We start from the raw sequence: 23,841 nt of genomic DNA, 5'->3' as shown, positions 1-23,841 counted from the left end.
TGGTTCTTAGATTACTTCTGGTGCTAGCGATACGATTTTCATGAAATCTTTATCGCGAAGTTCACGGGCAACTGGTCCAAAGATACGAGTACCGCGTGGGCTTTTATCTTCTTTAACAATTACAGCTGCGTTTTCGTCAAACGCGATGTACGAACCGTCTTTACGACGAACCGAACGTTTTGTACGAACGATAACCGCTTTAACAACGTCACCCTTTTTGACAACGCCGCCAGGTGTTGCTTGTTTTACTGAGCAAACGATCAAATCGCCGATGTGACCAACGCGACGTCCTGTTCCACCGAGTACACGGATACACATCAATTGTTTTGCGCCGGAGTTGTCAGCAACCGCTAAGCGCGAAAATGGTTGAATCATTTCAACGTCCTCCTTTCGGAAAAATGCTCAGGCACTGCATACGCTCATTAGATAATAACAGCAACTTCAACAACTTCTACAAGTCTGAAGCGTTTGTCTTTCGATAGCGGACGAGTCTCCATGATTTTCACGATGTCGCCAATTTTTGCTTGGCCGTTCTCATCATGCGCCTTAAATTTTTTCGTAACTTTAATGCGTTTATGGTACAAATCGTGTTTTTTGTATGTTTCGATAGCAACCACGATTGTTTTGTCCATCTTGTCGCTTACCACTTTGCCAATTAGAACTTTACGGGCATTGCGTTCGCTCATGTTCTTCCTCCTTCCTTCAGCCGTGTTTATGCATTCATGTAAGGGATAAACTAGCTGCTAATTCCGAGTTCTCTTTCACGCAAAATCGTTTTAGCACGAGCGATTCCTTTACGCACATCACGGATCCGAGTCGGGTTATCCAATTGGCCAGTAGCCAGTTGGAAACGAAGATTGAAAAGCTCTTCTTTAAAACCAGCGACCTGTTGTTCAAGCTCAGCAGAGGTTAGGTTTCTAAATTCACTAGCTTTCATTTGCTTCACCACCCACTTCTTCACGCTTCACGAATTTAGTCTTGATTGGCAATTTATGAGCCGCAAGACGCATCGCTTCACGAGCGGTTTCTTCGGATACACCAGCAAGTTCAAACAGGATTTTACCTGGTTTAACTACGGCTACCCATTTCTCAACGTTACCTTTACCACTACCCATACGCACTTCAAGAGGCTTTTGAGTAATTGGTTTGGCAGGGAAAATTTTGATCCAAACTTTACCGCCACGTTTGATGTAGCGAGTCATTGCAATACGAGCCGCTTCGATCTGACGGTTAGTGATCCATGATGGTTCTAGAGCTTGAAGACCAAATTCACCGAATGCTACTGTAGTGCCGCCTTTAGCGCGACCCTTCATATGACCGCGTTGTTGTTTGCGGTGTTTGACACGTTTAGGTACCAACATGATTAGTTGCCTCCTTCCTGGGGAGCTTTCTTCTTAGTCGGAAGGACTTCGCCGCGATAGATCCATACTTTTACGCCGATACGGCCGTATGTTGTAGCCGCTTCAGCCGTGCCGTAATCAATATCAGCGCGTAGTGTATGAAGTGGTACTGTTCCTTCGCTGTAGCCTTCCGAACGTGCGATTTCCGCGCCACCGAGACGACCGCTAACTGCGGTTTTGATCCCTTTAGCACCCGAACGCATGGAGCGTTGAATTGCTTGCTTCAATGCGCGACGGAAAGATACACGACGCTCAAGTTGTTGTGCGATGCTTTCAGCTACAAGAATAGCGTCAAGATCTGCATGTTTGATTTCAGAGATGTTGATGTGTACTTTTTTGCCTTTAGTGATTTTACCAAGCTCAGTACGAAGGTTTTCTACTTCGGAACCGCCTTTACCAATAACCATACCTGGTTTTGCGGTTTGGATCGTTACGTTCACGCGGTTAGCTGCACGTTCGATCTCGATGTGAGAAACTGCTGCGTCTTTCAGCTTGTTTTTCAAGTATTCACGGATTTTAACGTCTTCCATAAGAAGATCGCCGAAATCTTTGCCCGCGAACCATTTGGACTCCCAATCACGGATAACTCCGACCCGGAAGCCTACTGGATTTACCTTTTGACCCACACGTAATCCCTCCTTATTTTTCAGATACCACCAAGGTAATGTGGCTGGTTCTTTTATTGATCCGGCTTGCGCGACCCATCGCACGAGGACGGAAACGTTTCATCGTTGGCCCTTGGTTAACGAAGGCCTGCGAGATAAACAATTTGTTTACGTCAAGCTGATAGTTATGCTCAGCGTTAGCAATTGCAGAGTTCAGCAGCTTCTCCAAAATTGGGGATGCAGACTTAGGCGTGTGACGCAAAATCGCGATTGCTTCGCCAACTTGTTTGCCGCGAATCAAATCCGCAACAAGCTGTGCTTTACGGGGAGCAATACGGATAAATTTAGCGTGCGCTTTAGCTTCTGGCATGTAGGAACCTCCTCTCGTTCAGTTAGAGATGTTTAAGGGCAAATTAACGTCTGCCCGTTTTTTTGTCTTCACCAGCATGGCCTTTATACGTACGAGTTGGTGCAAATTCACCAAGCTTGTGTCCAACCATATCTTCCGTTACATATACCGGTACGTGCTTGCGTCCGTCATACACTGCAAACGTGTGACCAATGAATTGCGGGAAAATGGTCGAGCGGCGGGACCAGGTTTTGATAACGACTTTTTTCTCACTTTCGTTCAATACCTCGACTTTTTTAAGCAGGTAACCGTCAATAAACGGCCCTTTCTTTAAACTGCGACCCATTTGTGTTCCTCCCTTCACCTAAGCGGTAGCGATACTTTCGTATCACGCGGTTTTTATCAAGCTGCTATTATTTCGTGCGACGACGAATAATGTATTGGCTCGATGCTTTTTTCTTCTTGCGCGTTTTGTAACCAAGAGTTGGTTTACCCCAAGGCGACATTGGCGATTTGCGTCCGATTGGTGCACGGCCTTCACCACCACCGTGTGGGTGATCGTTAGGGTTCATTACAACACCACGTACTTGTGGACGATTTCCGAGCCAACGGTTACGGCCGGCTTTACCGATTTTCACGAGTTCGTGATCTTCGTTACCAACAGAACCAATTGTTGCACGGCAAGTGTTCAAAATACGGCGAACTTCACCTGAAGACAAACGAACGGAAACGTAGTTATCTTCTTTACCAAGAAGTTGAGCACTAGTTCCAGCTGCACGAACAAGTTGTCCGCCTTTGCCTGGTTTCAATTCGATGTTGTGGATAACTGTACCGACTGGGATATTAACAAGTGGCAAAGCATTACCCGGTTTAATATCGGAGCCAACACCAGAAGTGATTTGATCTCCAACTTTCAAGCCTTTTGGTGCGATGATATATGCTTTCTCACCATCTGCGTAATGGATCAAAGCAATGTTGGATGAACGGTTCGGATCGTATTCGATCGATGCTACGTTACCAACGATACCATCTTTAGTACGTTTGAAGTCGATAATACGGTATTTACGTTTGTGTCCGCCGCCATGGTGACGAACCGTAATTTTACCTTGGTTGTTACGTCCAGCTTTTTTGAAAAGTGGAGCAAGCAACGATTTCTCCGGTGTACTTGTCGTGATCTCTTCGAAAGTCGAGACGGACATGTTACGACGAGCTGGAGATGTCGGTTTGTACTTTTTAATAGGCACTTCGATTCCCTCCTTTTCTAAACAGACGTTTCAAAGAATTCAAGTTCTTTGCTGTCAGCGCTCAGTTGAACGATCGCTTTTTTCCAATCCGGTCTGTATCCGCTATGTTTACCATAACGTTTTGGTTTACCCGCAACACGCATTGTGTTAACGCCGGTTACTTTTACTTTAAAGATTTGCTCAATTGCAAGTTTGATTTCAGTTTTGTTTGAACGAAGATCTACTTCAAACACATACTTTTTATCAACCATGTAATCGCTCGTACGTTCCGTGATAACCGGGCGCTTGATAATATCGCGTGGATTTTTCATTACGCAAGCACCTCCTGTACTTTCTCTACTGCTTCTTTAGTGATGATAAGGTTGTCATGCACCAATACATCCAGAACATTAATGCCGTCAGCTGCAACGAATTTAACACCTGGGATGTTACGAGCAGACAATGCTACGTTATCTTCGTAATTAGCCGTTACTACAAGAGCTTTACGGCCAACTTTAAGGTTGCTTAGGATTGCTGCGAATTCTTTCGTCTTAGGAGCTGCAAATGTCAGTTGATCCAAAACGATAATTTCGTTTGCGATCACTTTCGAAGACAATGCTGATTTAATCGCTAGACGACGAACTTTCTTAGGAAGCTTGAATCCGTATGAGCGTGGAGTCGGTCCGAATACAACACCGCCGCCAACCCATTGCGGGGAGCGAATGCTACCTTGACGAGCACGGCCAGTACCTTTTTGTTTCCAAGGTTTACGACCGCCGCCGCGTACTTCGGAGCGTCCTTTAGTTTTGTGATTACCGAAGCGTTCAGATGCTTGTTGATTAACAACAGCACTGTGCAAAACATGAACATTTGGTTGAATACCGAAAACCGTTTCAGCCAGTTCTAGTTCGCCCACTTGCGCGCCGCTCACGTTATATACTGTTACTTTAGGCATATCCTGTTCCTCCTTTCTTTAAGAGCAATTAGTTCTTAACTGTTTGTTTAACTTTTACGAATCCGTTTTTCGGGCCCGGAATCGAACCTTTTATTAGAAGAACGTTACGTTCTACATCTACACGGATAACTTCAAGTTTTTGGATCGTGATTGTTTCGTGACCCATATGTCCTGGAAGGCGTTTGCCTTTCGGTACACGGTTCGCTTGGATAGAACCCATCGAACCTGGTCCACGGTGGTAACGGGAACCGTGAGACATAGGACCCGTGCTTTGTCCCCAACGTTTGATAACGCCGGCAAAGCCTTTACCTTTTGAAATACCTGTTACGTCAACGAATTCGCCCTCTGTGAATAGGTCAGCTTTCACTTCTTGGCCAACTTCATAATCACCCAGGTTAATTCCGCGAATTTCACGAACGTAGCGCTTAGGTGTTGCGTTAGCTTTTTTAGCGTGACCAGCTTCTGGCTTGTTCGATCTGCTTTCTTTCTTGTCAGAGAAACCGAACTGAACAGCTTCGTAGCCATCGTTCTCTTGGTCTTTCTTCTGAAGTACTACGCAAGGTCCAGCTTCGATAACCGTTACTGGAACAACGTTACCTTCAGCAGTGAACACTTGAGTCATACCAAGTTTTTTTCCTAAGATACCTTTCATGTTGACACCTCATTTCCTTTCTATGATCGCATATGCTGATATTACAGTTTGATTTCGATATCTACACCGGATGGTAAATCCAAGCGCATCAACGCATCAACCGTTTGCGGCGTTGGGTTTACAATGTCGATCAAACGCTTATGAGTGCGTTGTTCGAATTGCTCCCTGGAATCCTTGTACTTGTGTACCGCACGTAGAATGGTGATGATTTGCTTTTCCGTTGGCAACGGAATCGGCCCGGATACGCCTGCACCGGAACGTTTTGCAGTTTCAACGATTTTCTCTGCGGATTGATCAAGAATTCTGTGATCGTATGCTTTCAAGCGGATACGAATCTTTTGCTTTGCCATATAAGTCCCTCCTTCTTTCGCCCAATTTATTATCGGACATACTCCGTAAGAAAACCCTGCACATGCCCCATGGCAAAGGGGCCGGGTGTGTCGGCAACCTCTCACATCATCGCAACGTCAGACCAACAGTCAATATTATACCGAATCTAATAGGCAATTGCAACATTAAATTTAAGAACATTATAAACTCGTTAATTCTGGTTGTTACACACTATAAATTGAAATCTAAAGCAATTATTTATCACCGCAACACTTTCTGTTACAGATAAGCTCATCAATACCAGCAAACAAAGCTTAGGAACATTTTTTATAGAAGAAACACATCTAAATCAAATTGAATTCTATAACCTAAGCCACATACGGCCCATTATGTCCCTTATTACAATGTTTTAGAACATAGCTTTTTATAACAACGGACTTAATGGGCCCTTAATGATTATATACAGCATCTGGCCGAAATGACACCGCCAAATAACGCCAACATACAAAACGCAACGACCACAGGTCGTTGCGTTAATTGATACATAGCAAATCGAACGAGATCGAATTATCCTAATACAATGCGGTCATCTGCAAGCTTCTTCCCGCTGATTAGTTCGAATTCGCCAAGCAGCTGCTCAACAGTAAGATCTTTTTTGCGATCTTCAGGCACATCAAGAATAATACGCCCTTTATCCATCATAATGAGACGGTTGCCAAGACGAATGGCCTGCTCCATATTGTGAGTGACCATCAGTGTTGTCAATTTCATTTCACGTACAAGGCTTTCCGTCAAACTCGTAATGAGCTCTGCCCTTGAAGGGTCAAGCGCTGCAGTATGTTCATCCAACAAAAGAATCTGCGGTCTTGTAAAAGTAGCCATAAGAAGGCTCAGAGCTTGTCTCTCACCGCCTGACAACATGCCTACTTTTGCACCCAGCCGATTTTCTAAGCCGATACCGAGGCGCTGAAGCTCTCGCTTGAATATCGCACGTCTTGCCCGTGTCACGCCAAATGAGAATCCACGTGATTTACCGCGAGCATAAGCAATAGCCAAATTCTCTTCAATCGACATGCGCGGCGCAGTGCCTGCCATTGGATCTTGGAATACGCGTCCAATCCAGCGGCTGCGTTGGTATTCGGTAAGCTGGCTTATATTTTGACCATCGATCCGAACTTCTCCGGCATCTGGTTTCATTACGCCTGATATGATATTCATTAATGTCGACTTACCAGCGCCGTTGCTTCCGATCACCGTTATAAAGTCTCCTGGCTTCATGGTAAGGTTAGCGCCAACTAGCGCCGTTTTCTCATCTACCGTGCCGGGGTTAAACAGCTTGGACACTTTTGCGATTTCCAACATTAGCGCCCACCTCCCGGTTGTGCTTTATCTAATGCAGCAAGCATTTCAGTCGTTCGTTTCCGTGCAATATTTTTTTGCTTCCACACTCTGCGGGCAGAAGGAACAACCAATGCAAAAATAATAATAATAGCCGTAATCAGCTTCATATCCGATGCTTCTAACCACTCTACACGAAGTGCGAACGCATAAATAATCCGATAAATAATAGATCCAAGCACAACTGCTAATGTCGCTCTGAATATTGTTTTCGCTCCGAAGATCGCTTCACCGATAATTACCGACGCAAGACCGATCACAATCATACCGATGCCCATGCTGTTATCAGCATACTTTTGGTACTGTGCTACCAATGCCCCAGATGTCGCAACAAGCGCATTAGACAAAGCAATGCCGAAAATCGTCGTAATATCGGTATTAGCGCCAAAGCTGCGAATCATGCGCGAATTATCACCGGTAGCCCGTAGACTCAAACCGATATCGGTACGGAAAAATAAATCGAGCACAAGCTTTACAATCACAACAAACACAATCATAACCGCAAGCGTCGGTACGTTTTCAAAAAGATTGTCATGTCCTCTTAATGATAAATTCGGCTTACCCATAATTCTTAGATTAATGGAGTACAATGCAATCATCATAATAATACCGGATAAAAGTCCATTAACTTTACCTTTTGTATGCAGCAGACCCGTACAGGTACCCGCTATAGCACCACCTATAAAAGCACATAAAACTGCAAGCCACGGCTCTGTTCCATTAACGGTCATCACCGTACCGATAGCTGCACCTGTTGTAAAACTTCCATCCACCGTTAAATCCGGAAAATCAAGTATTCGAAATGTTATATATACTCCAAGAGCCATAAGCGCATACAATAACCCGCTCTCCACAGCTCCTTGCATTGATGCGAACAAATGACATCCCTCCTTTTCATAACAAGGGGGTGAACGAGTAGCCCGATCACCCCATGTGTACATGATTCGTTTTATTTTGAGCTAATCTTTAGAAGTTACTCAATAATGTTGTTTTCTTGGTCTTTAACAAGAGCTTTCATCTCGTCTGTAACTGAAATGCCTTGCTCAGCAGCTGCTTTCATATTGAAAATGAAATCAAGCTTTTGTGGAACCGTTACGTTCATCTCGCCCGGGTTCTTGCCGTTTTTCAAAATTTCTACTGCCATTTGTCCAACTTCATAACCATGGTCATAATATTTGAAACCTACAGCAGCAAAAGCACCTTTTTCAACGGTATCGCGATCCGCTGAGAAAAATGGAATATCATTTTCGTTGGCCACTTCGATAATCGCGTCAGCGCCGGTAACAACCATATTATCTAACGTGATATAGAGCGCATCAACACGGCCGACTAGTGAATCTGCGGCCTGCTTCACATCAGAGGAATTTGCTACAGAGGCTTTGATCAGCTTAATGCCATGCTTCTCAAGTGCTTTCTCCGCAATGTCACCCATAATAACCGCATTCTGCTCACCTTCATTTATAATAAGACCAACATTCTTAACATTAGGAATTTGAGTAGCAATAAAGTCCATTGTTTCTGTAATCGCAGCTGGATTTGTATCCGATGCACCTGTAATATTGCCGCCTGGCGCTTCCAATTGCGTTACGATACCCGCATCAATAGGATCTGTTACAGCCGCAAACAATACCGGCATGTCTTTTACGTCATCTGCAAGAGCTTGTGCTGTAGGCGTTGCAATACCTAAAGCTAGATCACTTTTGCTATTGGCGATTTTTTGAGAAATGGTTTTAATATTAGCGGAATCGCCTTGTGCATTATTGAAATCGATTTCCAGGTTTTTTCCTTCTTCGATTCCTGCATCCTTAAGGGCAGCGACAAAACCGTCGTATGTTGCATCAAGCGACGGGTGTTCTACGATTTGTGATACAGCGATCGTATACGTTTTTTCAGCCGTATTGCCAGAGCCTGCAGTATTACCTTTATTCTCATTATTCGTTTTTCCTGAATTCGCACCGCATGCCGCCGTTACAACCATAAACGAAGCCAATGCCAGCGTAAGCCAAAACTTTCTGTTCATTCATTAAACCCCTCTCATCATATAAGTCGTCTTGAAATGAAGCCCTTTAGGGATTAATCATATACAGCAAAGCATCATCGCTTTCTCTCATTAAAGCTTATGCCTATACGTGAGTGACTGAATCTTAACGAGCTTGGACGACCTTTACATACTATTCCCTAATATTAAATGTGCTAGAGTATGCAGTCAATCATAAGTTATTAGTAAAAATAAGCAAAGAGCTATTACGCGTCGAATCCCACAAAAAAATAAAAAAATCAAAAGCCCTCACCGAAGTGAGGGCTTTTGTTATTCACAGCGGCTAAGCCGCCATCAATTATTTTTGGATAGAAGCTACAGCGCCAGCGCCTACTGTACGGCCGCCTTCACGAATAGAGAAACGAGTTCCCTCTTCAACAGCGATTGGAGCGATAAGCTCAACCGTTACAGTGATGTTGTCGCCAGGCATAACCATCTCAGTGCCTTCTGGCAGGTTGATGATACCTGTTACGTCAGTTGTACGGAAGTAGAACTGTGGACGGTAGCCTGTGAAGAAAGGCTTGTGACGGCCACCCTCTTCTTTTGTAAGAACGTAGATTTGTGCAGTGAAGTTAGTGTGTGGTTTAACCGAACCCGGTTTAGCCAAAACTTGTCCACGCTCGATGTTGCTGCGGTCTACACCACGAAGCAATGCACCTACGTTGTCCCCTGCTTGAGCGGAGTCAAGCAATTTACGGAACATTTCAACGCCTGTTACTACGGACTTACGGGATTCTTCAGCAAGACCGATAATTTCCACCTCGTCGCCGACTTTGATAACGCCACGCTCTACGCGACCAGTAGCAACTGTACCACGGCCAGTGATTGTGAATACGTCCTCGACAGGCATAAGGAAAGGCTTAGCTGTGTCGCGCTCAGGAGTTGGGATGTAAGTATCAACTTGCTCGAAGAGCTCGATGATTTTTTCAGCCCAAGGGCCTTCTGGGTTAGCAAGAGCTTCACGAGCTGCACCACGAATGATCGGAGTGTCGTCGCCTGGGAACTCATACTCGGAAAGAAGGTCACGAACTTCCATTTCTACCAATTCAAGAAGCTCTTCGTCTTCAACCATGTCGCATTTGTTCAAGAATACAACGATGTAAGGTACGCCTACTTGTTTCGAAAGCAAGATGTGCTCACGAGTTTGTGGCATAGGACCGTCAGTAGCGGATACTACAAGAATAGCTCCGTCCATTTGAGCAGCACCAGTGATCATGTTTTTTACATAGTCGGCGTGACCTGGGCAGTCAACGTGTGCGTAGTGACGAGCTGGCGTCTCATACTCAACGTGAGCTGTCGAGATCGTGATACCGCGCTCGCGCTCTTCTGGAGCTTTATCGATTTGGTCGAATGCGATTGCTGCACCGCCGTATTTTTTGGAAAGTACAGTTGTGATAGCTGCAGTCAAAGTCGTTTTACCGTGATCGACGTGACCGATAGTACCGATATTAACGTGCGGTTTGTTACGTTCAAATTTAGCCTTAGCCATTGAACTTGAGCCTCCTCAATATATCATGAATTTTTTATGTGTGGGCCGGCAACTGGTTTGCAAGCAAACTTAGGTGACGGCCAAAAGCAAATGGTTTAGAAGGACAAATGCGATTACTCGCCTTTGTTCTTAGCAATGATCTCTTCAGAGATTGATTTTGGAACTTCTTCATAGTGAGAAAGCTCCATGGAGAATACGCCGCGTCCTTGTGTACCGGAACGTAGTGTTGTGGAATAACCAAACATCTCGGAGAGAGGTACCTTGGAACGGATAATTTGTGCACCGGCACGAGTATCCATACCTTCGATACGACCACGACGGGAGTTAAGCATACCCATAACATCGCCCATGTACTCTTCAGGAACAGTAACTTCTACCTTCATGATTGGCTCAAGAAGAACTGGCTTACATTTTTCTTTGGCAGCTTTAAGCGCCATCGAACCTGCAATTTTAAACGCCATCTCCGAGGAGTCAACATCATGGTAAGATCCGTCAACAACAACAGCTTTGACATCAACGAGCGGGAAGCCGGCTACTACACCGTTCTTCATTGACTCTTCGATACCAGCCTGGATAGGAGCGATAAATTCACGAGGAATTGATCCACCAACTGTTTTGTTCTCGAAAATAAAGCCTGTACCTGGTTCAAGTGGTGAGAATTCAACCCAACAATGACCAAATTGACCTTTACCACCAGACTGACGAACGAACTTACCTTCAACCTTCGCAGCTTCACGGAACGTTTCGCGGTAAGCAACTTGCGGTTTACCAACGTTCGTTTCAACTTTGAATTCACGGAACATACGGTCAACGAGAATCTCAAGGTGAAGCTCACCCATACCAGAAATAATCGTTTGGTTTGTTTCTTCGTCCGTATGTGCACGGAAAGTAGGATCTTCTTCTGCCAGCTTGGAAATAGCGATACCTAGTTTGTCTTGGTCAGCTTTCGTTTTTGGTTCGATAGCAACCGAGATAACTGGCTCAGGGAAGTTCATTGATTCAAGAATGATAATGTTCTTCTCGTCGCAAAGAGTGTCCCCTGTCGTAGTATCTTTAAGTCCAACTGCTGCAGCGATATCGCCTGCATAAACTTCAGAAATCTCTTGACGAGCGTTCGCATGCATCTGAAGAATACGTCCAATCCGTTCGCGTTTGCCCTTAGTTGAGTTAAGAACATAAGAACCGGATTTCAGAATTCCTGAATACACACGGAAGAAAGTCAATCTACCTACATAAGGATCCGTCATGATTTTGAATGCCAATGCTGAGAAAGACTCAGTATCGGATGATGGACGTTCACCTTCTTCTCCGTCTTCAAGCGTACCTTTGATTGCAGGTACATCAAGAGGAGATGGAAGATAATCGACAACCGCATCCAACATCAATTGAACACCTTTATTGCGGTATGAAGATCCAACGATTACAGGGAAGATTTTAACTTCGCAAACACCTTTACGTAGCGCTGCTTTGATTTCTGGAATTGAAATTTCTTCGCCTTCCAGATATTTCATTGTCAGCTCTTCGTCAAGCTCTGCTACCTTTTCAATCAATTCCGTACGAAGCTCTTCCACTTGGTCAGCATACTCCGAAGGAATTTCAACTTGAATAGGATCTTTACCTGTGTCGTCTTTATACTTATACGCTACACGTTCAACGATATCGATAACGCCGACGAAGTCAGACTCAGCGCCAATCGGAATTTGAATGGCAACAGCGTTTGCTTGAAGACGCTCACGCATATCTTTGATAACGTTTAGGAAGTCAGCACCAATGATGTCCATTTTGTTGACGTATGCGATCCGCGGAACGTTGTAACGGTCAGCTTGACGCCATACAGTCTCGGACTGTGGCTCGACTCCTTCTTTCGCACTGAAAACTCCAACGGCCCCGTCCAAAACGCGCAGGGAACGCTCAACTTCTACTGTGAAGTCAACGTGTCCCGGGGTGTCGATAATATTGATGCGGTGTCCATTCCATTGAGCGGTTGTCGCGGCAGACGTAATCGTAATACCGCGCTCTTGTTCTTGTTCCATCCAGTCCATCGTAGCTGCACCTTCATGCACTTCTCCGATTTTGTGGGTACGGCCCGTGAAGAACAAGATCCGTTCAGTTGTAGTAGTTTTACCAGCATCAATATGCGCCATGATCCCAATGTTACGCGTATTGTTCAAGGAGAACTCTCTTGACATAAAATGGTCTCCTCTCGAATGTTAGAATCCTACCAGCGGTAGTGGGCGAATGCTTTGTTTGCTTCAGCCATTTTGTGAGTGTCTTCGCGCTTTTTAACAGCTGCGCCAGTGTTATTGGATGCATCTGTGATTTCAGCAGCTAAACGCTCTTCCATCGTTTTCTCACCGCGGTTACGTGAGTAGTTCACGAGCCAACGGAGACCAAGTGCCGTACGGCGCTCTGGTTTAACTTCGATAGGCACTTGATAGTTTGCACCGCCGACACGGCGTGCTTTAACCTCAAGTACTGGCATAATATTTTTCAAAGCAGCTTCGAACACTTCCATCGGATCTTTACCCGTGCGTTCTTGAATCAGTTTGAAAGCATCATACAATAGTGTTTGTGCAACGCCTCTTTTACCGTCAAGCATAATGCGGTTGATTAGGCGTGTTACCAGTTTGCTGTTATACAACGGATCTGGAAGCACATCGCGTTTCGTTACAGGACCTTTGCGTGGCATGAGAAAGTCCCCCTTTCTTCTAATAGTCGCTATTTCTAGCATTTCAATGACCCGTTAGGGTTATACTTATGATTTTTTAACTTTCGGACGTTTCGTTCCGTATTTCGAACGAGATTGGTTACGGTTATTAACACCTGCAGTATCAAGTGCGCCACGAACGATATGATAACGAACCCCTGGAAGGTCTTTTACCCGTCCGCCACGAATCAATACAACGCTATGCTCTTGCAGGTTGTGTCCGATACCCGGAATGTACGCTGTAACCTCTACGCGGTTAGTTAGACGTACACGCGCATACTTACGAAGCGCGGAGTTCGGTTTCTTAGGAGTCATTGTACCTACACGAGTGCACACACCGCGTTTTTGAGGAGCGCTGATGTTTGTAGCTTCACGTTTCAATGCGTTGAAACCTTTTTGCAATGCCGGCGATTTCGATTTAACGACTTTCGCTTGGCGTCCTTTACGGACTAGCTGGTTAATTGTTGGCATGTTGCCACCCCCTTCCCTATATTCATGTCTTTTGAAAATATAAGCATTTATAAAGCTGATTGTTTATAAATCTACTTATATTTCTTTTGCGCAACGAACTCTTTCCACCAAAAGACGGCAACAGCCGTATACGCTTGTATGGTAGACATTTTACCTAAAATTAAGCCCACAGATCCAGGCGGTTCATAAAAGAACAAACAAAAGTTCTCGCCAGTCAATCATCGTTAAATAATCAACTAACAAAAACGGCTATTGCGTTATTCTTCTTCGGTTACGAGCGCTGCCATTGCGGCCCCGATATCGATGCCACAGGTTTCCCCAAGCTCATCCATCGTATCGATCCATTTAACCGGAACTCCCGCCCGCTCACATAGATGAACAATTCTCTCTTTCATCTGCGGATCTGCATCTCGTGCAACATAGACTTCAATGGCCCTTTGCTGCTCGAGCATCTTGGTCGTCTGCTTTGCGCCGACTTTGAATTGCATGAAAATCACCTTCAATTCTTCCATTCAGCGATCACACAATTAGGCACACTTCGATATATTAACACCTATACTGTGCTTGTGTCAAGAAACTTCAAGGATATTCATTTGCAAACATTTTGTTAATGAAATTCTCACTGTAAACATGCAAAAGAGCGATCATCTTCCGCTTCCTAATGAAGCGGAAGATATAACGCTCCTTCGATATTGTTTAGCTTCCGGCTATAAAACATGATCCGATACTGTCAACTAGTCGACAGTAACGGCTTCCGTTTCCAATTCACCTTCAACTACAGTAGTAGCTTCATCTTCTAGTCCAGCAAAGCGAATGTTGCGGTAACGAGCCATTCCAGTACCTGCTGGAATCAACTTACCGATAATAACATTTTCCTTGAGTCCAAGCAACTGGTCAACTTTGCCTTTGATAGCCGCATCAGTCAATACGCGAGTTGTTTCTTGGAAGGAAGCTGCTGACAAGAATGAATCTGTCTCAAGCGATGCCTTCGTAATACCGAGCAAAACCGGTTTTGCGACAGCTGGTTCGAGATCTGCAAAAATCGCAGCGCGGTTTTGAGATTCATATTCATGAATGTCAACAAAAGCGCCAGGAAGCAGAGTCGTACCGCCTGCGTCTACGATACGGATTTTACGGAGCATTTGCTTAATCATGACCTCGACGTGCTTGTCATTGATCTCTACCCCTTGGTTCCGGTAAACGCGCTGTACTTCTTGCAAAATGTAGTTTTGAACGCCACGGATACCTTTGATGCGCAGCATATCTTTAGGGTCAATTGAACCATCAGTCAGCTCATCGCCGGCTTCGATTTGTTGACCTTGCGTTACGCGGATACGCGAACCATAAGTAACAGCATACACTTTGGATTCCGCTTCGCCTTGAACCTCGATTTCGCGACGGTCTTTAGCTTCACGAATTTCTTTAATTACACCGTCAAGCTCGGAGATAATCGCTTGACCTTTCGGATTACGCGCCTCAAACAACTCCTGGATACGCGGCAAACCTTGTGTAATATCATCGCCGGCAACGCCGCCCGTATGGAACGTACGCATAGTCAGCTGTGTTCCTGGCTCCCCGATGGATTGAGCTGCGATAATACCAACCGCTTCACCAATCTCAACGTGTTTACCAGTAGCAAGGTTACGTCCGTAACAAATCTTACATACGCCATGACGAGCACGGCAGCTCAGTACGGAACGAATTTGCAGTTTTTCAACGCCAGCATCGATAATCGCATCGGCTTTATTGGAATCAATAAGCTCGCTGCGGTTAACAATGATTTCGCCTGTTTTTGGATTACGAACCGTTTCAAACGCATAACGTCCTTCAATACGGTCATAGAGATCTTCAATAACCTCTTTACCATCTTGAATTTTGCTAACGGAGAACCCTTTGTCCGTACCGCAATCATCTTCACGCACGATCACGTCTTGTGCCACGTCGACTAGACGACGTGTCAGGTAACCGGAATCGGCTGTACGAAGTGCTGTATCCGCCAAACCTTTACGCGCTCCGTGAGTCGAGATAAAGTACTCGAGTACAGTAAGGCCTTCACGGAAGTTTGATTTAATTGGCAACTCGATGATACGACCGGATGGATTCGCCATCAGACCACGCATACCGCCAAGTTGTGTAATTTGAGATTTGTTACCCCGTGCTTTGGAGTCCACCATGAGCATGATGTTATTGTAACGATCCATCGATTTCATAAGAACATCGGTGATTTCGTCTTTACATTTACTCCAAATGCTGATGATGCGGTCATAACGCTCTTCGTTTGTAATCAAACCACGGCGGTATTGATTCATAACGGTAGAAACCTTCTCATCGGAGCGTTTCATGATTTCGTCTTTCTCTTTCGGGATGATAACGTCTGATACGCCGATCGTGATACCAGCCTTAGTCGAGTAAGTAAAGCCAAGCTGCTTAATACGGTCAAGAAGCATCGCAGTAAGCGTGGTGTGGTATTGACGGAAGCATTCCGCAATGACTAATGCGAGATAATCCTTACCTACCGCGCCTGGCGTGTCGATTGCATCCAAAAATTTAGGAAGATCGGCACCTTTTTCGTAAACGAAATATTTATCAGGTGTACCGTGCAACAAGTTCGTTTTCGTTGCTTCGTTGATATAAGGGAAATCTTCAGGGAAAATCTCGTTGAAGATAACTTTACCAACCGTAGTTACGAGTAGCGAGTTTTGTTGTTGCTCAGTGAAATTAACTTTTTTGAGTACACGCACTGGAATGAAAATTCTAGCGTGCAAGGAAACAATACCACGTTGGTAAGCAGAGATCGCTTCGTTAATGGTACCGAATACGGAACCACTGCCTTTAGCTTCTTTGTTATCCATCGTTAAGTAGAAGCTTCCTAGAACCATATCCTGTGAAGGAGTAACGACTGGCTTGCCGTCTTTCGGGTTAAGGATATTGCCTGATGCCAGCATGAGCAAACGTGCTTCTGCTTGTGCTTCTGCAGACAACGGAACGTGAACGGCCATTTGGTCACCGTCGAAGTCAGCATTATAAGCTGTACAAACGAGCGGATGAAGCTTAATAGCGCGACCTTCAACCAGAATAGGCTCAAATGCTTGAATACCTAGTCTATGCAGCGTCGGGGCACGGTTAAGCAGTACCGGGTGTTCCTTGATAACTTCCTCAAGAACATCCCAAACCTCTGGGCTTACGCGTTCAACCTTGCGCTTCGCACTCTTGATATTATGTGCTAAGCCTTTATTAACAAGCTCTTTCATAACGAAAGGCTTGAACAATTCAAGTGCCATTTCCTTCGGGAGACCGCACTGGAACATTTTGAGGTTAGGACCTACAACGATAACCGAACGACCAGAGTAGTCAACCCGTTTACCGAGCAAGTTCTGACGGAAACGCCCTTGCTTACCTTTCAGCATGTGGCTGAGGGATTTAAGCGGACGGTTACCAGGACCTGTTACAGGGCGACCGCGACGACCGTTATCGATCAAAGCATCAACCGCTTCCTGCAGCATCCGTTTTTCATTTTGCACGATGATATCAGGAGCGCCAAGATCAAGCAGACGCTTCAGACGGTTGTTACGGTTAATAACACGGCGATACAGATCATTAAGGTCAGAAGTCGCAAAACGACCGCCATCAAGCTGTACCATCGGACGAAGCTCAGGAGGAATGACCGGAAGCACGTCTAGAATCATCCATTCCGGCTCGTTACCGGAATTACGGAATGCTTCTACGACTTCAAGGCGTTTAATCGCACGGTTGCGTCGTTGCCCTTGAGCCGTACGCAGTTCTTCCTTCAATTGCTCAAGCTCTTTGTCAACGTCGATATCTTGCAAAAGCTTTTTAACAGCTTCAGCACCCATACCGGCATGGAATCCATACCCGTATTTCTCCCGATAACTGCGGTATTCTTTCTCCGAAAGGAGTTGTTTTTTCTCAAGCGGCGTATCACCAGGGTCTGTTACCACATAGGATGCAAAATAAATGATCTCCTCAAGCGAACGAGGCGACATATCTAGTGCAAGACCCATACGGCTTGGAATCCCTTTGAAATACCAAATATGAGAAACTGGAGCAGCCAGTTCAATGTGACCCATACGCTCACGGCGAACCTTAGCGCGAGTTACTTCAACGCCACAGCGATCACAAACGACACCTTTATAGCGTACACGTTTGTATTTACCGCAATGACATTCCCAGTCTTTTGTAGGTCCAAAAATTTTCTCGCAGAAGAGACCTTCCTTCTCCGGCTTTAAGGTCCTATAGTTGATCGTCTCCGGTTTTTTAACTTCTCCGCGGGACCACGAGCGAATTTTATCCGGCGATGCCAGACCGATTTTCATATACTCGAAGTTGTTCACGTCCAACAAGGAGCAACCCTCCTCCGTCATGTATGACAATGTCTATCTAATCAGCTAGATTCCGTCATAGGCGCGTGACCATGTGACGGAATCCAGCAACTAGTTTATTCAGCAGCGCCGACTTCGGCACCTTCTATATTGAGGTTGAGCTTATCGCCCGTCGCCTCATCTTCATCGTCCATTTCCTTCATTTCGATCTCTTCTTCGTTCTCAGACAGGATTTTAACATCCATACCTAAGCTTTGAAGCTCTTTGATCAAAACTTTAAACGATTCCGGAACACCTGGTTCTGGTACGTTTTCGCCTTTGACGATGGATTCGTACGTTTTCACACGACCAACCACGTCATCGGATTTAACCGTCAATATTTCTTGAAGCGTGTATGCAGCGCCATATGCTTCAAGCGCCCATACCTCCATCTCCCCGAAACGTTGTCCACCGAACTGTGCTTTACCACCGAGCGGCTGTTGTGTAACAAGTGAGTAAGGACCAGTTGAACGGGCATGGATTTTATCGTCGACCATGTGAGCCAGTTTGATCATGTACATGACACCAACCGTAACTTCACGTTCGAAGTTTTCGCCTGTCCGTCCGTCATACAGTACGGTCTTACCGTTACGCTGCATGCCTGCTTCTTCCATCGTATCGAAAACGTCATTCTCACGCGCGCCGTCAAATACAGGCGTAGCGGCATGAATGCCGAGATGCTTACAAGCCATACCCAAGTGGACTTCAAGTGCCTGACCGATGTTCATCCGCGACGGAACCCCGAGCGGGTTAAGAACAACCTCTACAGGTGTGCCATCCGGTAGGAAAGGCATATCTTCTTCAGGCATGATACGGGCGATAACCCCTTTGTTACCATGACGTCCGGCCATTTTGTCACCTTCGGAAATTTTCCGTTTTTGAGCAATGTAGGCACGCACCAATTGGTTAACGCCAGGCGGCAATTCGTCGCCGTTCTCACGGGTAAATACTTTCACGTCAACAACGATACCGTCCGTACCATGCGGTACGCGTAGCGATGTATCACGAACTTCACGAGCTTTCTCGCCGAAAATAGCGTGCAGCAATCTTTCTTCCGCAGTCAGCTCCGTAACACCCTTCGGCGTTACTTTACCAACGAGTATATCGCCAGCGCCAATTTCCGCGCCGACACGAATAATGCCGCGCTCATCCAAATTGCGAAGAGCTTCTTCGCCGACATTCGGGATATCGCGAGTGATTTCTTCCGGTCCAAGCTTCGTATCACGGGCTTCAGACTCATATTCCTCAATGTGAATGGATGTATAAACATCCTCTTTCACAAGTTTTTCACTAAGCAGGATCGCATCCTCATAGTTGTAGCCTTCCCACGTCATGAAAGCAACGACTACGTTGCGTCCAAGAGCCAATTCGCCCTTTTCAGTGGAAGGACCGTCTGCAAGGATATCACCTTTTTTAATTACATCGCCTTTACGCACAAGTGGACGCTGGTTGATGCACGTTCCTTGGTTAGAACGCATAAACTTGTGTAGCTTATGTTTTACCAAGTCACCTGTAACCGGCTTGCCATCGATTTGCTCAACGCGACGAAGCCAAATTTCATTAGCGGAAGAACGTTCGATTATACCGTCATGTTTCGCAACGATACAAACGCCGGAATCTTTCGCTGCCTTATGTTCCATACCCGTACCAACAAGCGGTGATCTCGGGATAAGAAGCGGTACCGCTTGACGCTGCATGTTCGATCCCATGAGGGCACGGTTGGAGTCATCGTTTTCCAAGAATGGAATTAACGCTGTCGCAACGGATACAACCTGCTTTGGTGATACGTCCATGTAGTCAACGCGATCGCTAGGCATTGTCAAAATGTTATCGGCTTGTTTATTGTAACGAACGATCGTATTCTCTTCTGCAAACTTGTCTTCCGGAGTCAGCTTCGCATTCGCTTGCGCGATTACGTAGTTATCTTCTTCGTCAGCAGTCAAATACGCAATTTGCTCCGTAACAATTCCAGTCTTCGGATCTACCCAACGGTATGGCGCTTCAATGAAGCCATATTCGTTAATGCGGGCAAAAGAAGACAAGGAGTTGATCAAACCGATATTCGGGCCCTCTGGCGTCTCGATCGGACACATCCGCCCATAGTGGGAGTGATGGACGTCACGAACTTCAAAGCCCGCGCGTTCCCGAGTCAAACCGCCGGGTCCGAGTGCGGATAAACGACGCTTATGCGTCAATTCAGCAAGCGGATTCGTTTGGTCCATAAACTGGGACAGCTGCGAGGAGCCGAAGAACTCTTTTATAGATGCAATGACCGGCCGAATGTTGATTAGCGCTTGCGGCGTAATCGCATTCGCGTCTTGAATGGACATTCTCTCGCGCACAACGCGCTCCATACGAGATAAACCAATACGGAATTGATTTTGAAGCAATTCGCCTACAGAACGAAGACGACGGTTCCCTAGATGATCGATATCATCCGTGCTGCCAACGCCGTGCAGCAAGTTAATAAAGTAGTTGATGGAAGAAATGATATCCGCAGGCGTAATATGCTTCACGGATTTATCAATAATGCCATTGGCAATTACCTTGATAACTTTGCTTTCGTCATATGGCGAGAATACGCTGATCGTTTGTAGTGGAATACTATCAGCATCCAAAACGCCATTAGCAACATGATACGTTTTGAACCCAACATCCTTTTCAAGCTTCTCGAGTATTTCATCAAGCAAACGACGGTCAATCATTTGTCCCGATTCAGCGATAATCTCGCCAGTCGTAGGATCAACTAAATTTTCCGCAAGGCGCTGATTAAACAAACGGTTCTTGATATGGAGTTTTTTGTTTATTTTGTAACGGCCTACATTGGCCAAGTCATAACGTTTCGGGTCAAAGAAGCGAGCAACAAGCAAGCTCTTCGCGTTATCCAAAGTCGGAGGCTCGCCCGGACGAAGACGCTCATAAATTTCAATCAGCGCTTTCTCCGTGGAATCCGTGTTATCTTTGTCTAGCGTGTTGCGAATGTACTCATCATGCCCCAGCAGCTCAAGAATTTCAGCATCAGTACCAAAGCCTAACGAACGCAAAAGTACCGTTACCGGTATTTTCCGGGTCCGGTCAATACGAACGTAGATAATGTCTTTCGCATCTGTTTCAAGCTCTAACCAAGCGCCACGGTTAGGAATAACCGTCGCTGTGTAATTTTTCTTCCCGTTTTTATCGACCTTCGTGCTGAAGTACACACTCGGGGATCGAACCAATTGGCTAACTATGACACGCTCAGCCCCGTTAATAATAAACGTGCCTGTCTCTGTCATAAGCGGGAAATCACCCATGAAAACTTCTTGTTCCTTTACTTCGCCGGTCTCCTTGTTAAAAAGTCGTACCTTAACGCGTAAAGGAGCCGCATACGTCACGTCGCGCTCTTTTGATTCATCGACCGAATATTTCGGCTCGCCTAAGCTATAGTCGATAAACTCAAGCGATAGATTGCCCGTAAAGTCCGAAATCGGAGAAATATCTTGGAACAACTCAATCAAGTCGCTATCCAAAAACTTCTCATACGATTTTTGTTGGATTTCAATCAGGTTCGGGACTTCCAGCACCTCGTTGATCCTGGCGTAGCTTCTGCGCGCGCGCCGACCATACTGAACAAGTTGTCCTGCCAACTTAACCTCACCCCTCATGTCTGTATCACAGCATCGATAATCACTGCGTCACTATAAACGGACCAGCCGTCTATATAGTCAAATAAAGAAAAGCCCTTATCGAATAGTTCGAAAAAAGAGCATGTTCCGGCAGCTAACCAATCACAGCGCGGCCGTGATAGTCTCATATCAAATAATTTTACCCAAAACGTAAACATTATACGTCAAATGTGTAATACTTATGCATTCCGCGCTTAAAATTCACACTTGACATTTTAGTTAACTAAAGAGATCGAGCCCAATTTAATGCTGACATTTTATAATTTTACCATATCTAAAATGTCAAGTCAATAATTTTTCTTCTGTTTTCAAAGATATTTTCAAAACATCTTTTTACTTATTTAACAAACCTTTTACAGCTCGGAAAATACGGTAGCCCTTGTCCTTCGTTACTTCTTCTACCTCTTCGAACAAAGACTCCAGCTTTGCCTTCGCGGAAGGTGCGCCTTGCTTCTTCTGAATTACAACCCACATACTGCCGCCTTGCTCAAGCAAACCAAAGCCTTCTTCGAAAATGCGATGTACAACTGATTTTCCAGCACGAATCGGAGGATTGGTTACGATGACATCAAATTTCATTTCTTTAACCGCTTCAAATAAATCGCTTTGTAAAACAGTCACATTCGAAATCTGATTAAGCTTCGCGTTTTCTTTCGAAAGTTCTACCGCTCTTTCATTTATATCAATCATCGTTACTCGACCCTGATCAGCGAGCTTTGCTGATGTTAAACCAATTGGGCCGTAACCGCAGCCGACATCAAGCACCTTCGCGTTTGCGCTTAGTTCCAACGCGTCAATCAACACCTGACTCCCATAATCGACACCCGATTTCGAGAATACGCCTGCATCCGTCATAAAACGGAAGGAAAAGCCTCGAAGAGAAACTTCGTGAACTTGACGATTATGTTTCACATCTGGGCTCTGTGAGTAATAGTGATTCGACATGATTCATCACTCCCCGTTCTTCCAATGCGCCTTCACGCAGCATGCAATTACCAAGCCATGGCAGAAGGCAAGCTTCGCGTTGAAAGATAAGAAGGTATAAGATATTCACTTATACCTTCTTATCTTTTAACATACAACGAACCCCTTGAAACCTGACGGATTCAAGGGGCTCGCCAGCCGACTCATCGTTCAATCGCATGATCAGCTTATTTTGTTAAAACAATACTACTTAACTTCTACGGAAGCGCCAGCTTCAGTAAGCTTAGCTGCAACTGCTTCTGCTTCTTCTTTAGCAACTTTTTCTTTAACAGCTTTAGGAGCGCTGTCAACCAAGTCTTTCGCTTCTTTCAGGCCAAGACCTGTGATTTCGCGAACTACTTTGATTACGTTGATTTTCGAAGGGCCAGCGCCGTTAAGGATAACGTCGAATTCAGTTTGCTCAGCTTCAACAGCTGCGCCAGCACCTGCTGCTGCTACTGGAGCTGCTGCAGTTACGCCGAATTCTTCTTCAATTGCTTTAACCAGCTCGTTCAGTTCAAGAACGTTCATAACTTTAATCGCTTCTAAGATTTGTTCTTTAGACATGATTATACCTCCGGGAATATGGTTTATTTTTTTTGTTTATCATACAGCCGGTTTGCACCGGTTCAATGCTGTTAGTGACTTGAGACTGAAATTAAACGCCAGCTTCTTGCTTTTCACCGACTGCTTTAACTGCAAGCGCGAAGTTGCGCACTGGAGCTTGCAATACGCTGAGGAGCATAGAGAGCAAACCTTCGCGAGACGGAAGTTCCGCAAGAGCTTTAATTTCCTCTTGAGATACGACTTTACCTTCAACAACGCCGCCTTTAAGTTTCAAAGCATCGTTTTTCTTAGCAAAATCGTTCAAAATTTTAGCTGGAGCAACAGCGTCTTCTTTACCGAATGCAATTGCAGTAGGACCTGTAAGAATGTTATTCAATTCTACGAAATCCGTACCTTCAGTTGCGCGGCGAACGAGCGAGTTTTTAAGAACTTGGAATTCAATACCTGCTTCACGAAGCTGTTTCCGAAGTTCAGTAACTTGCGCAACGTTCAATCCACGATAGTCAGCTACAACTGTACTGGAGCTAGCAGCAATTTTCGCCGCGATTACGGCAACTGCCTCTTGTTTCTCTTGGATGATATTTGCGTTAGCCAAACTGTACACCTCCCGTAATAGTATACATTCCGTTAATTACGACGGGCTTTCCACG

25 protein-coding genes are annotated in these 23,841 nt (G+C 45.3%); all 25 read right to left on the bottom strand.

What is annotated here, in order from left to right; all coding sequences use genetic code 11:
* Positions 1-6 precede the first annotated feature (6 nt).
* Positions 7-375, bottom strand: a complete 369-nt coding sequence (gene rplN, locus RCO25_RS25415; RefSeq protein WP_054025318.1) for a 50S ribosomal protein L14 — start codon at positions 373-375, stop codon at positions 7-9.
* Positions 376-422: 47 nt separating this feature from the next.
* On the bottom strand, positions 423-686 hold the full coding sequence (gene rpsQ, locus RCO25_RS25410; protein WP_110773989.1) for a 30S ribosomal protein S17: 264 nt from the start codon (positions 684-686) through the stop codon (positions 423-425).
* Positions 687-736: 50 nt separating this feature from the next.
* On the bottom strand, positions 737-937 hold the full coding sequence (gene rpmC / locus RCO25_RS25405; protein WP_053373905.1) for a 50S ribosomal protein L29: 201 nt from the start codon (positions 935-937) through the stop codon (positions 737-739).
* Positions 927-1,361 carry a 50S ribosomal protein L16 gene (gene rplP / locus RCO25_RS25400; protein WP_028609647.1) on the bottom strand — a complete coding sequence of 145 codons (435 nt, stop codon included), beginning with the start codon at positions 1,359-1,361 and terminating at the stop codon, positions 927-929. The genes rpmC and rplP overlap by 11 nt, the downstream gene beginning before the upstream one ends.
* A 2-nt stretch (positions 1,362-1,363) precedes the next feature.
* Entirely contained in the window at positions 1,364-2,026 is a 663-nt protein-coding gene (gene rpsC, locus RCO25_RS25395; RefSeq protein WP_056635969.1) for a 30S ribosomal protein S3, read from the bottom strand.
* Positions 2,027-2,039: 13 nt separating this feature from the next.
* Positions 2,040-2,375, bottom strand: a complete 336-nt coding sequence (rplV, locus tag RCO25_RS25390) for a 50S ribosomal protein L22 (RefSeq protein WP_028609649.1) — start codon at positions 2,373-2,375, stop codon at positions 2,040-2,042.
* Between the two features lie 43 nt (positions 2,376-2,418).
* Entirely contained in the window at positions 2,419-2,700 is a 282-nt protein-coding gene (gene rpsS / locus RCO25_RS25385; RefSeq protein ID WP_183571400.1) for a 30S ribosomal protein S19, read from the bottom strand.
* Between the two features lie 67 nt (positions 2,701-2,767).
* Positions 2,768-3,598 (bottom strand): 50S ribosomal protein L2, encoded by an 831-nt coding sequence (gene rplB, locus RCO25_RS25380; RefSeq protein ID WP_308998890.1) that lies wholly within the window; start codon positions 3,596-3,598, stop codon positions 2,768-2,770.
* Between the two features lie 17 nt (positions 3,599-3,615).
* Positions 3,616-3,909 (bottom strand): 50S ribosomal protein L23, encoded by a 294-nt coding sequence (rplW, locus tag RCO25_RS25375; protein WP_053373900.1) that lies wholly within the window; start codon positions 3,907-3,909, stop codon positions 3,616-3,618.
* Complete coding sequence (gene rplD / locus RCO25_RS25370) at positions 3,909-4,532, bottom strand: 50S ribosomal protein L4 (protein WP_053373899.1); 624 nt, start codon at positions 4,530-4,532, stop codon at positions 3,909-3,911. Before rplD ends, rplW begins: the two co-directional genes overlap by 1 nt.
* 28 nt (positions 4,533-4,560) lie before the next feature.
* Positions 4,561-5,184, bottom strand: a complete 624-nt coding sequence (gene rplC, locus RCO25_RS25365) for a 50S ribosomal protein L3 (RefSeq protein WP_138756286.1) — start codon at positions 5,182-5,184, stop codon at positions 4,561-4,563.
* A 41-nt stretch (positions 5,185-5,225) separates the two neighbouring features.
* Entirely contained in the window at positions 5,226-5,534 is a 309-nt protein-coding gene (gene rpsJ, locus RCO25_RS25360) for a 30S ribosomal protein S10 (RefSeq protein WP_017692074.1), read from the bottom strand.
* A 547-nt stretch (positions 5,535-6,081) separates the two neighbouring features.
* Positions 6,082-6,876, bottom strand: a complete 795-nt coding sequence (locus tag RCO25_RS25355; protein WP_308998889.1) for an ABC transporter ATP-binding protein — start codon at positions 6,874-6,876, stop codon at positions 6,082-6,084.
* Positions 6,876-7,778, bottom strand: a complete 903-nt coding sequence (locus tag RCO25_RS25350; RefSeq protein WP_374992163.1) for an ABC transporter permease — start codon at positions 7,776-7,778, stop codon at positions 6,876-6,878. Before RCO25_RS25350 ends, RCO25_RS25355 begins: the two co-directional genes overlap by 1 nt.
* 107 nt (positions 7,779-7,885) lie before the next feature.
* A complete protein-coding gene (locus RCO25_RS25345; RefSeq protein ID WP_308998887.1) occupies positions 7,886-8,932 on the bottom strand; it encodes an ABC transporter substrate-binding protein in 1,047 nt (348 codons plus the stop codon).
* A gap of 316 nt (positions 8,933-9,248) precedes the next feature.
* Positions 9,249-10,439, bottom strand: coding sequence for an elongation factor Tu (gene tuf / locus RCO25_RS25340; RefSeq protein ID WP_053373895.1), 1,191 nt, complete (start codon positions 10,437-10,439; stop codon positions 9,249-9,251).
* Between the two features lie 113 nt (positions 10,440-10,552).
* Positions 10,553-12,628 (bottom strand): elongation factor G, encoded by a 2,076-nt coding sequence (gene fusA, locus RCO25_RS25335; protein ID WP_308998886.1) that lies wholly within the window; start codon positions 12,626-12,628, stop codon positions 10,553-10,555.
* A 29-nt stretch (positions 12,629-12,657) separates the two neighbouring features.
* Positions 12,658-13,128 carry a 30S ribosomal protein S7 gene (rpsG, locus tag RCO25_RS25330; protein WP_028609662.1) on the bottom strand — a complete coding sequence of 157 codons (471 nt, stop codon included), beginning with the start codon at positions 13,126-13,128 and terminating at the stop codon, positions 12,658-12,660.
* A gap of 66 nt (positions 13,129-13,194) precedes the next feature.
* Positions 13,195-13,617, bottom strand: a complete 423-nt coding sequence (rpsL, locus tag RCO25_RS25325) for a 30S ribosomal protein S12 (protein ID WP_053373892.1) — start codon at positions 13,615-13,617, stop codon at positions 13,195-13,197.
* A 257-nt stretch (positions 13,618-13,874) separates the two neighbouring features.
* On the bottom strand, positions 13,875-14,105 hold the full coding sequence (locus RCO25_RS25320) for a ribosomal L7Ae/L30e/S12e/Gadd45 family protein (RefSeq protein ID WP_308998885.1): 231 nt from the start codon (positions 14,103-14,105) through the stop codon (positions 13,875-13,877).
* A 246-nt stretch (positions 14,106-14,351) separates the two neighbouring features.
* A complete protein-coding gene (rpoC, locus tag RCO25_RS25315) occupies positions 14,352-17,978 on the bottom strand; it encodes a DNA-directed RNA polymerase subunit beta' (protein ID WP_308998884.1) in 3,627 nt (1,208 codons plus the stop codon).
* Between the two features lie 95 nt (positions 17,979-18,073).
* Entirely contained in the window at positions 18,074-21,622 is a 3,549-nt protein-coding gene (gene rpoB / locus RCO25_RS25310; RefSeq protein ID WP_308998883.1) for a DNA-directed RNA polymerase subunit beta, read from the bottom strand.
* Between the two features lie 372 nt (positions 21,623-21,994).
* On the bottom strand, positions 21,995-22,606 hold the full coding sequence (locus RCO25_RS25305) for a class I SAM-dependent methyltransferase (protein WP_308998882.1): 612 nt from the start codon (positions 22,604-22,606) through the stop codon (positions 21,995-21,997).
* 225 nt (positions 22,607-22,831) lie between these two features.
* Entirely contained in the window at positions 22,832-23,191 is a 360-nt protein-coding gene (rplL, locus tag RCO25_RS25300) for a 50S ribosomal protein L7/L12 (protein ID WP_141503793.1), read from the bottom strand.
* A 91-nt stretch (positions 23,192-23,282) separates the two neighbouring features.
* Complete coding sequence (gene rplJ, locus RCO25_RS25295) at positions 23,283-23,786, bottom strand: 50S ribosomal protein L10 (protein WP_308998881.1); 504 nt, start codon at positions 23,784-23,786, stop codon at positions 23,283-23,285.
* Positions 23,787-23,841 lie beyond the last annotated feature (55 nt).

The sequence above is a fragment of the Paenibacillus sp. LHD-38 genome, from assembly GCF_031157315.1.
In the GTDB taxonomy this organism is placed as follows: Bacteria; Bacillota; Bacilli; order Paenibacillales; family Paenibacillaceae; genus Pristimantibacillus.
The sequence above is the reverse complement of the archived record's forward strand: the minus strand, read 5'-3'. Positions and strand labels throughout refer to the sequence as shown.

Coding starts and splice junctions, on each gene's coding strand:
- rplN (WP_054025318.1), bottom strand. CDS start 375: ATGATTCAACCATTTTCGCGCTTAGCGGTTGCTGACAACTCCGGCGCA.
- rpsQ (WP_110773989.1), bottom strand. CDS start 686: ATGAGCGAACGCAATGCCCGTAAAGTTCTAATTGGCAAAGTGGTAAGC.
- rpmC (WP_053373905.1), bottom strand. CDS start 937: ATGAAAGCTAGTGAATTTAGAAACCTAACCTCTGCTGAGCTTGAACAA.
- rplP (WP_028609647.1), bottom strand. CDS start 1,361: ATGTTGGTACCTAAACGTGTCAAACACCGCAAACAACAACGCGGTCAT.
- rplV (WP_028609649.1), bottom strand. CDS start 2,375: ATGCCAGAAGCTAAAGCGCACGCTAAATTTATCCGTATTGCTCCCCGT.
- rpsS (WP_183571400.1), bottom strand. CDS start 2,700: ATGGGTCGCAGTTTAAAGAAAGGGCCGTTTATTGACGGTTACCTGCTT.
- rplW (WP_053373900.1), bottom strand. CDS start 3,909: ATGAAAAATCCACGCGATATTATCAAGCGCCCGGTTATCACGGAACGT.
- rplD (WP_053373899.1), bottom strand. CDS start 4,532: ATGCCTAAAGTAACAGTATATAACGTGAGCGGCGCGCAAGTGGGCGAA.
- rplC (WP_138756286.1), bottom strand. CDS start 5,184: ATGAAAGGTATCTTAGGAAAAAAACTTGGTATGACTCAAGTGTTCACT.
- rpsJ (WP_017692074.1), bottom strand. CDS start 5,534: ATGGCAAAGCAAAAGATTCGTATCCGCTTGAAAGCATACGATCACAGA.
- RCO25_RS25355 (WP_308998889.1), bottom strand. CDS start 6,876: ATGTTGGAAATCGCAAAAGTGTCCAAGCTGTTTAACCCCGGCACGGTA.
- RCO25_RS25350 (WP_374992163.1), bottom strand. CDS start 7,778: ATGCAAGGAGCTGTGGAGAGCGGGTTATTGTATGCGCTTATGGCTCTT.
- RCO25_RS25345 (WP_308998887.1), bottom strand. CDS start 8,932: ATGAACAGAAAGTTTTGGCTTACGCTGGCATTGGCTTCGTTTATGGTT.
- tuf (WP_053373895.1), bottom strand. CDS start 10,439: ATGGCTAAGGCTAAATTTGAACGTAACAAACCGCACGTTAATATCGGT.
- fusA (WP_308998886.1), bottom strand. CDS start 12,628: ATGTCAAGAGAGTTCTCCTTGAACAATACGCGTAACATTGGGATCATG.
- rpsG (WP_028609662.1), bottom strand. CDS start 13,128: ATGCCACGCAAAGGTCCTGTAACGAAACGCGATGTGCTTCCAGATCCG.
- rpsL (WP_053373892.1), bottom strand. CDS start 13,617: ATGCCAACAATTAACCAGCTAGTCCGTAAAGGACGCCAAGCGAAAGTC.
- RCO25_RS25320 (WP_308998885.1), bottom strand. CDS start 14,105: ATGCAATTCAAAGTCGGCGCAAAGCAGACGACCAAGATGCTCGAGCAG.
- RCO25_RS25305 (WP_308998882.1), bottom strand. CDS start 22,606: ATGTCGAATCACTATTACTCACAGAGCCCAGATGTGAAACATAATCGT.
- rplL (WP_141503793.1), bottom strand. CDS start 23,191: ATGTCTAAAGAACAAATCTTAGAAGCGATTAAAGTTATGAACGTTCTT.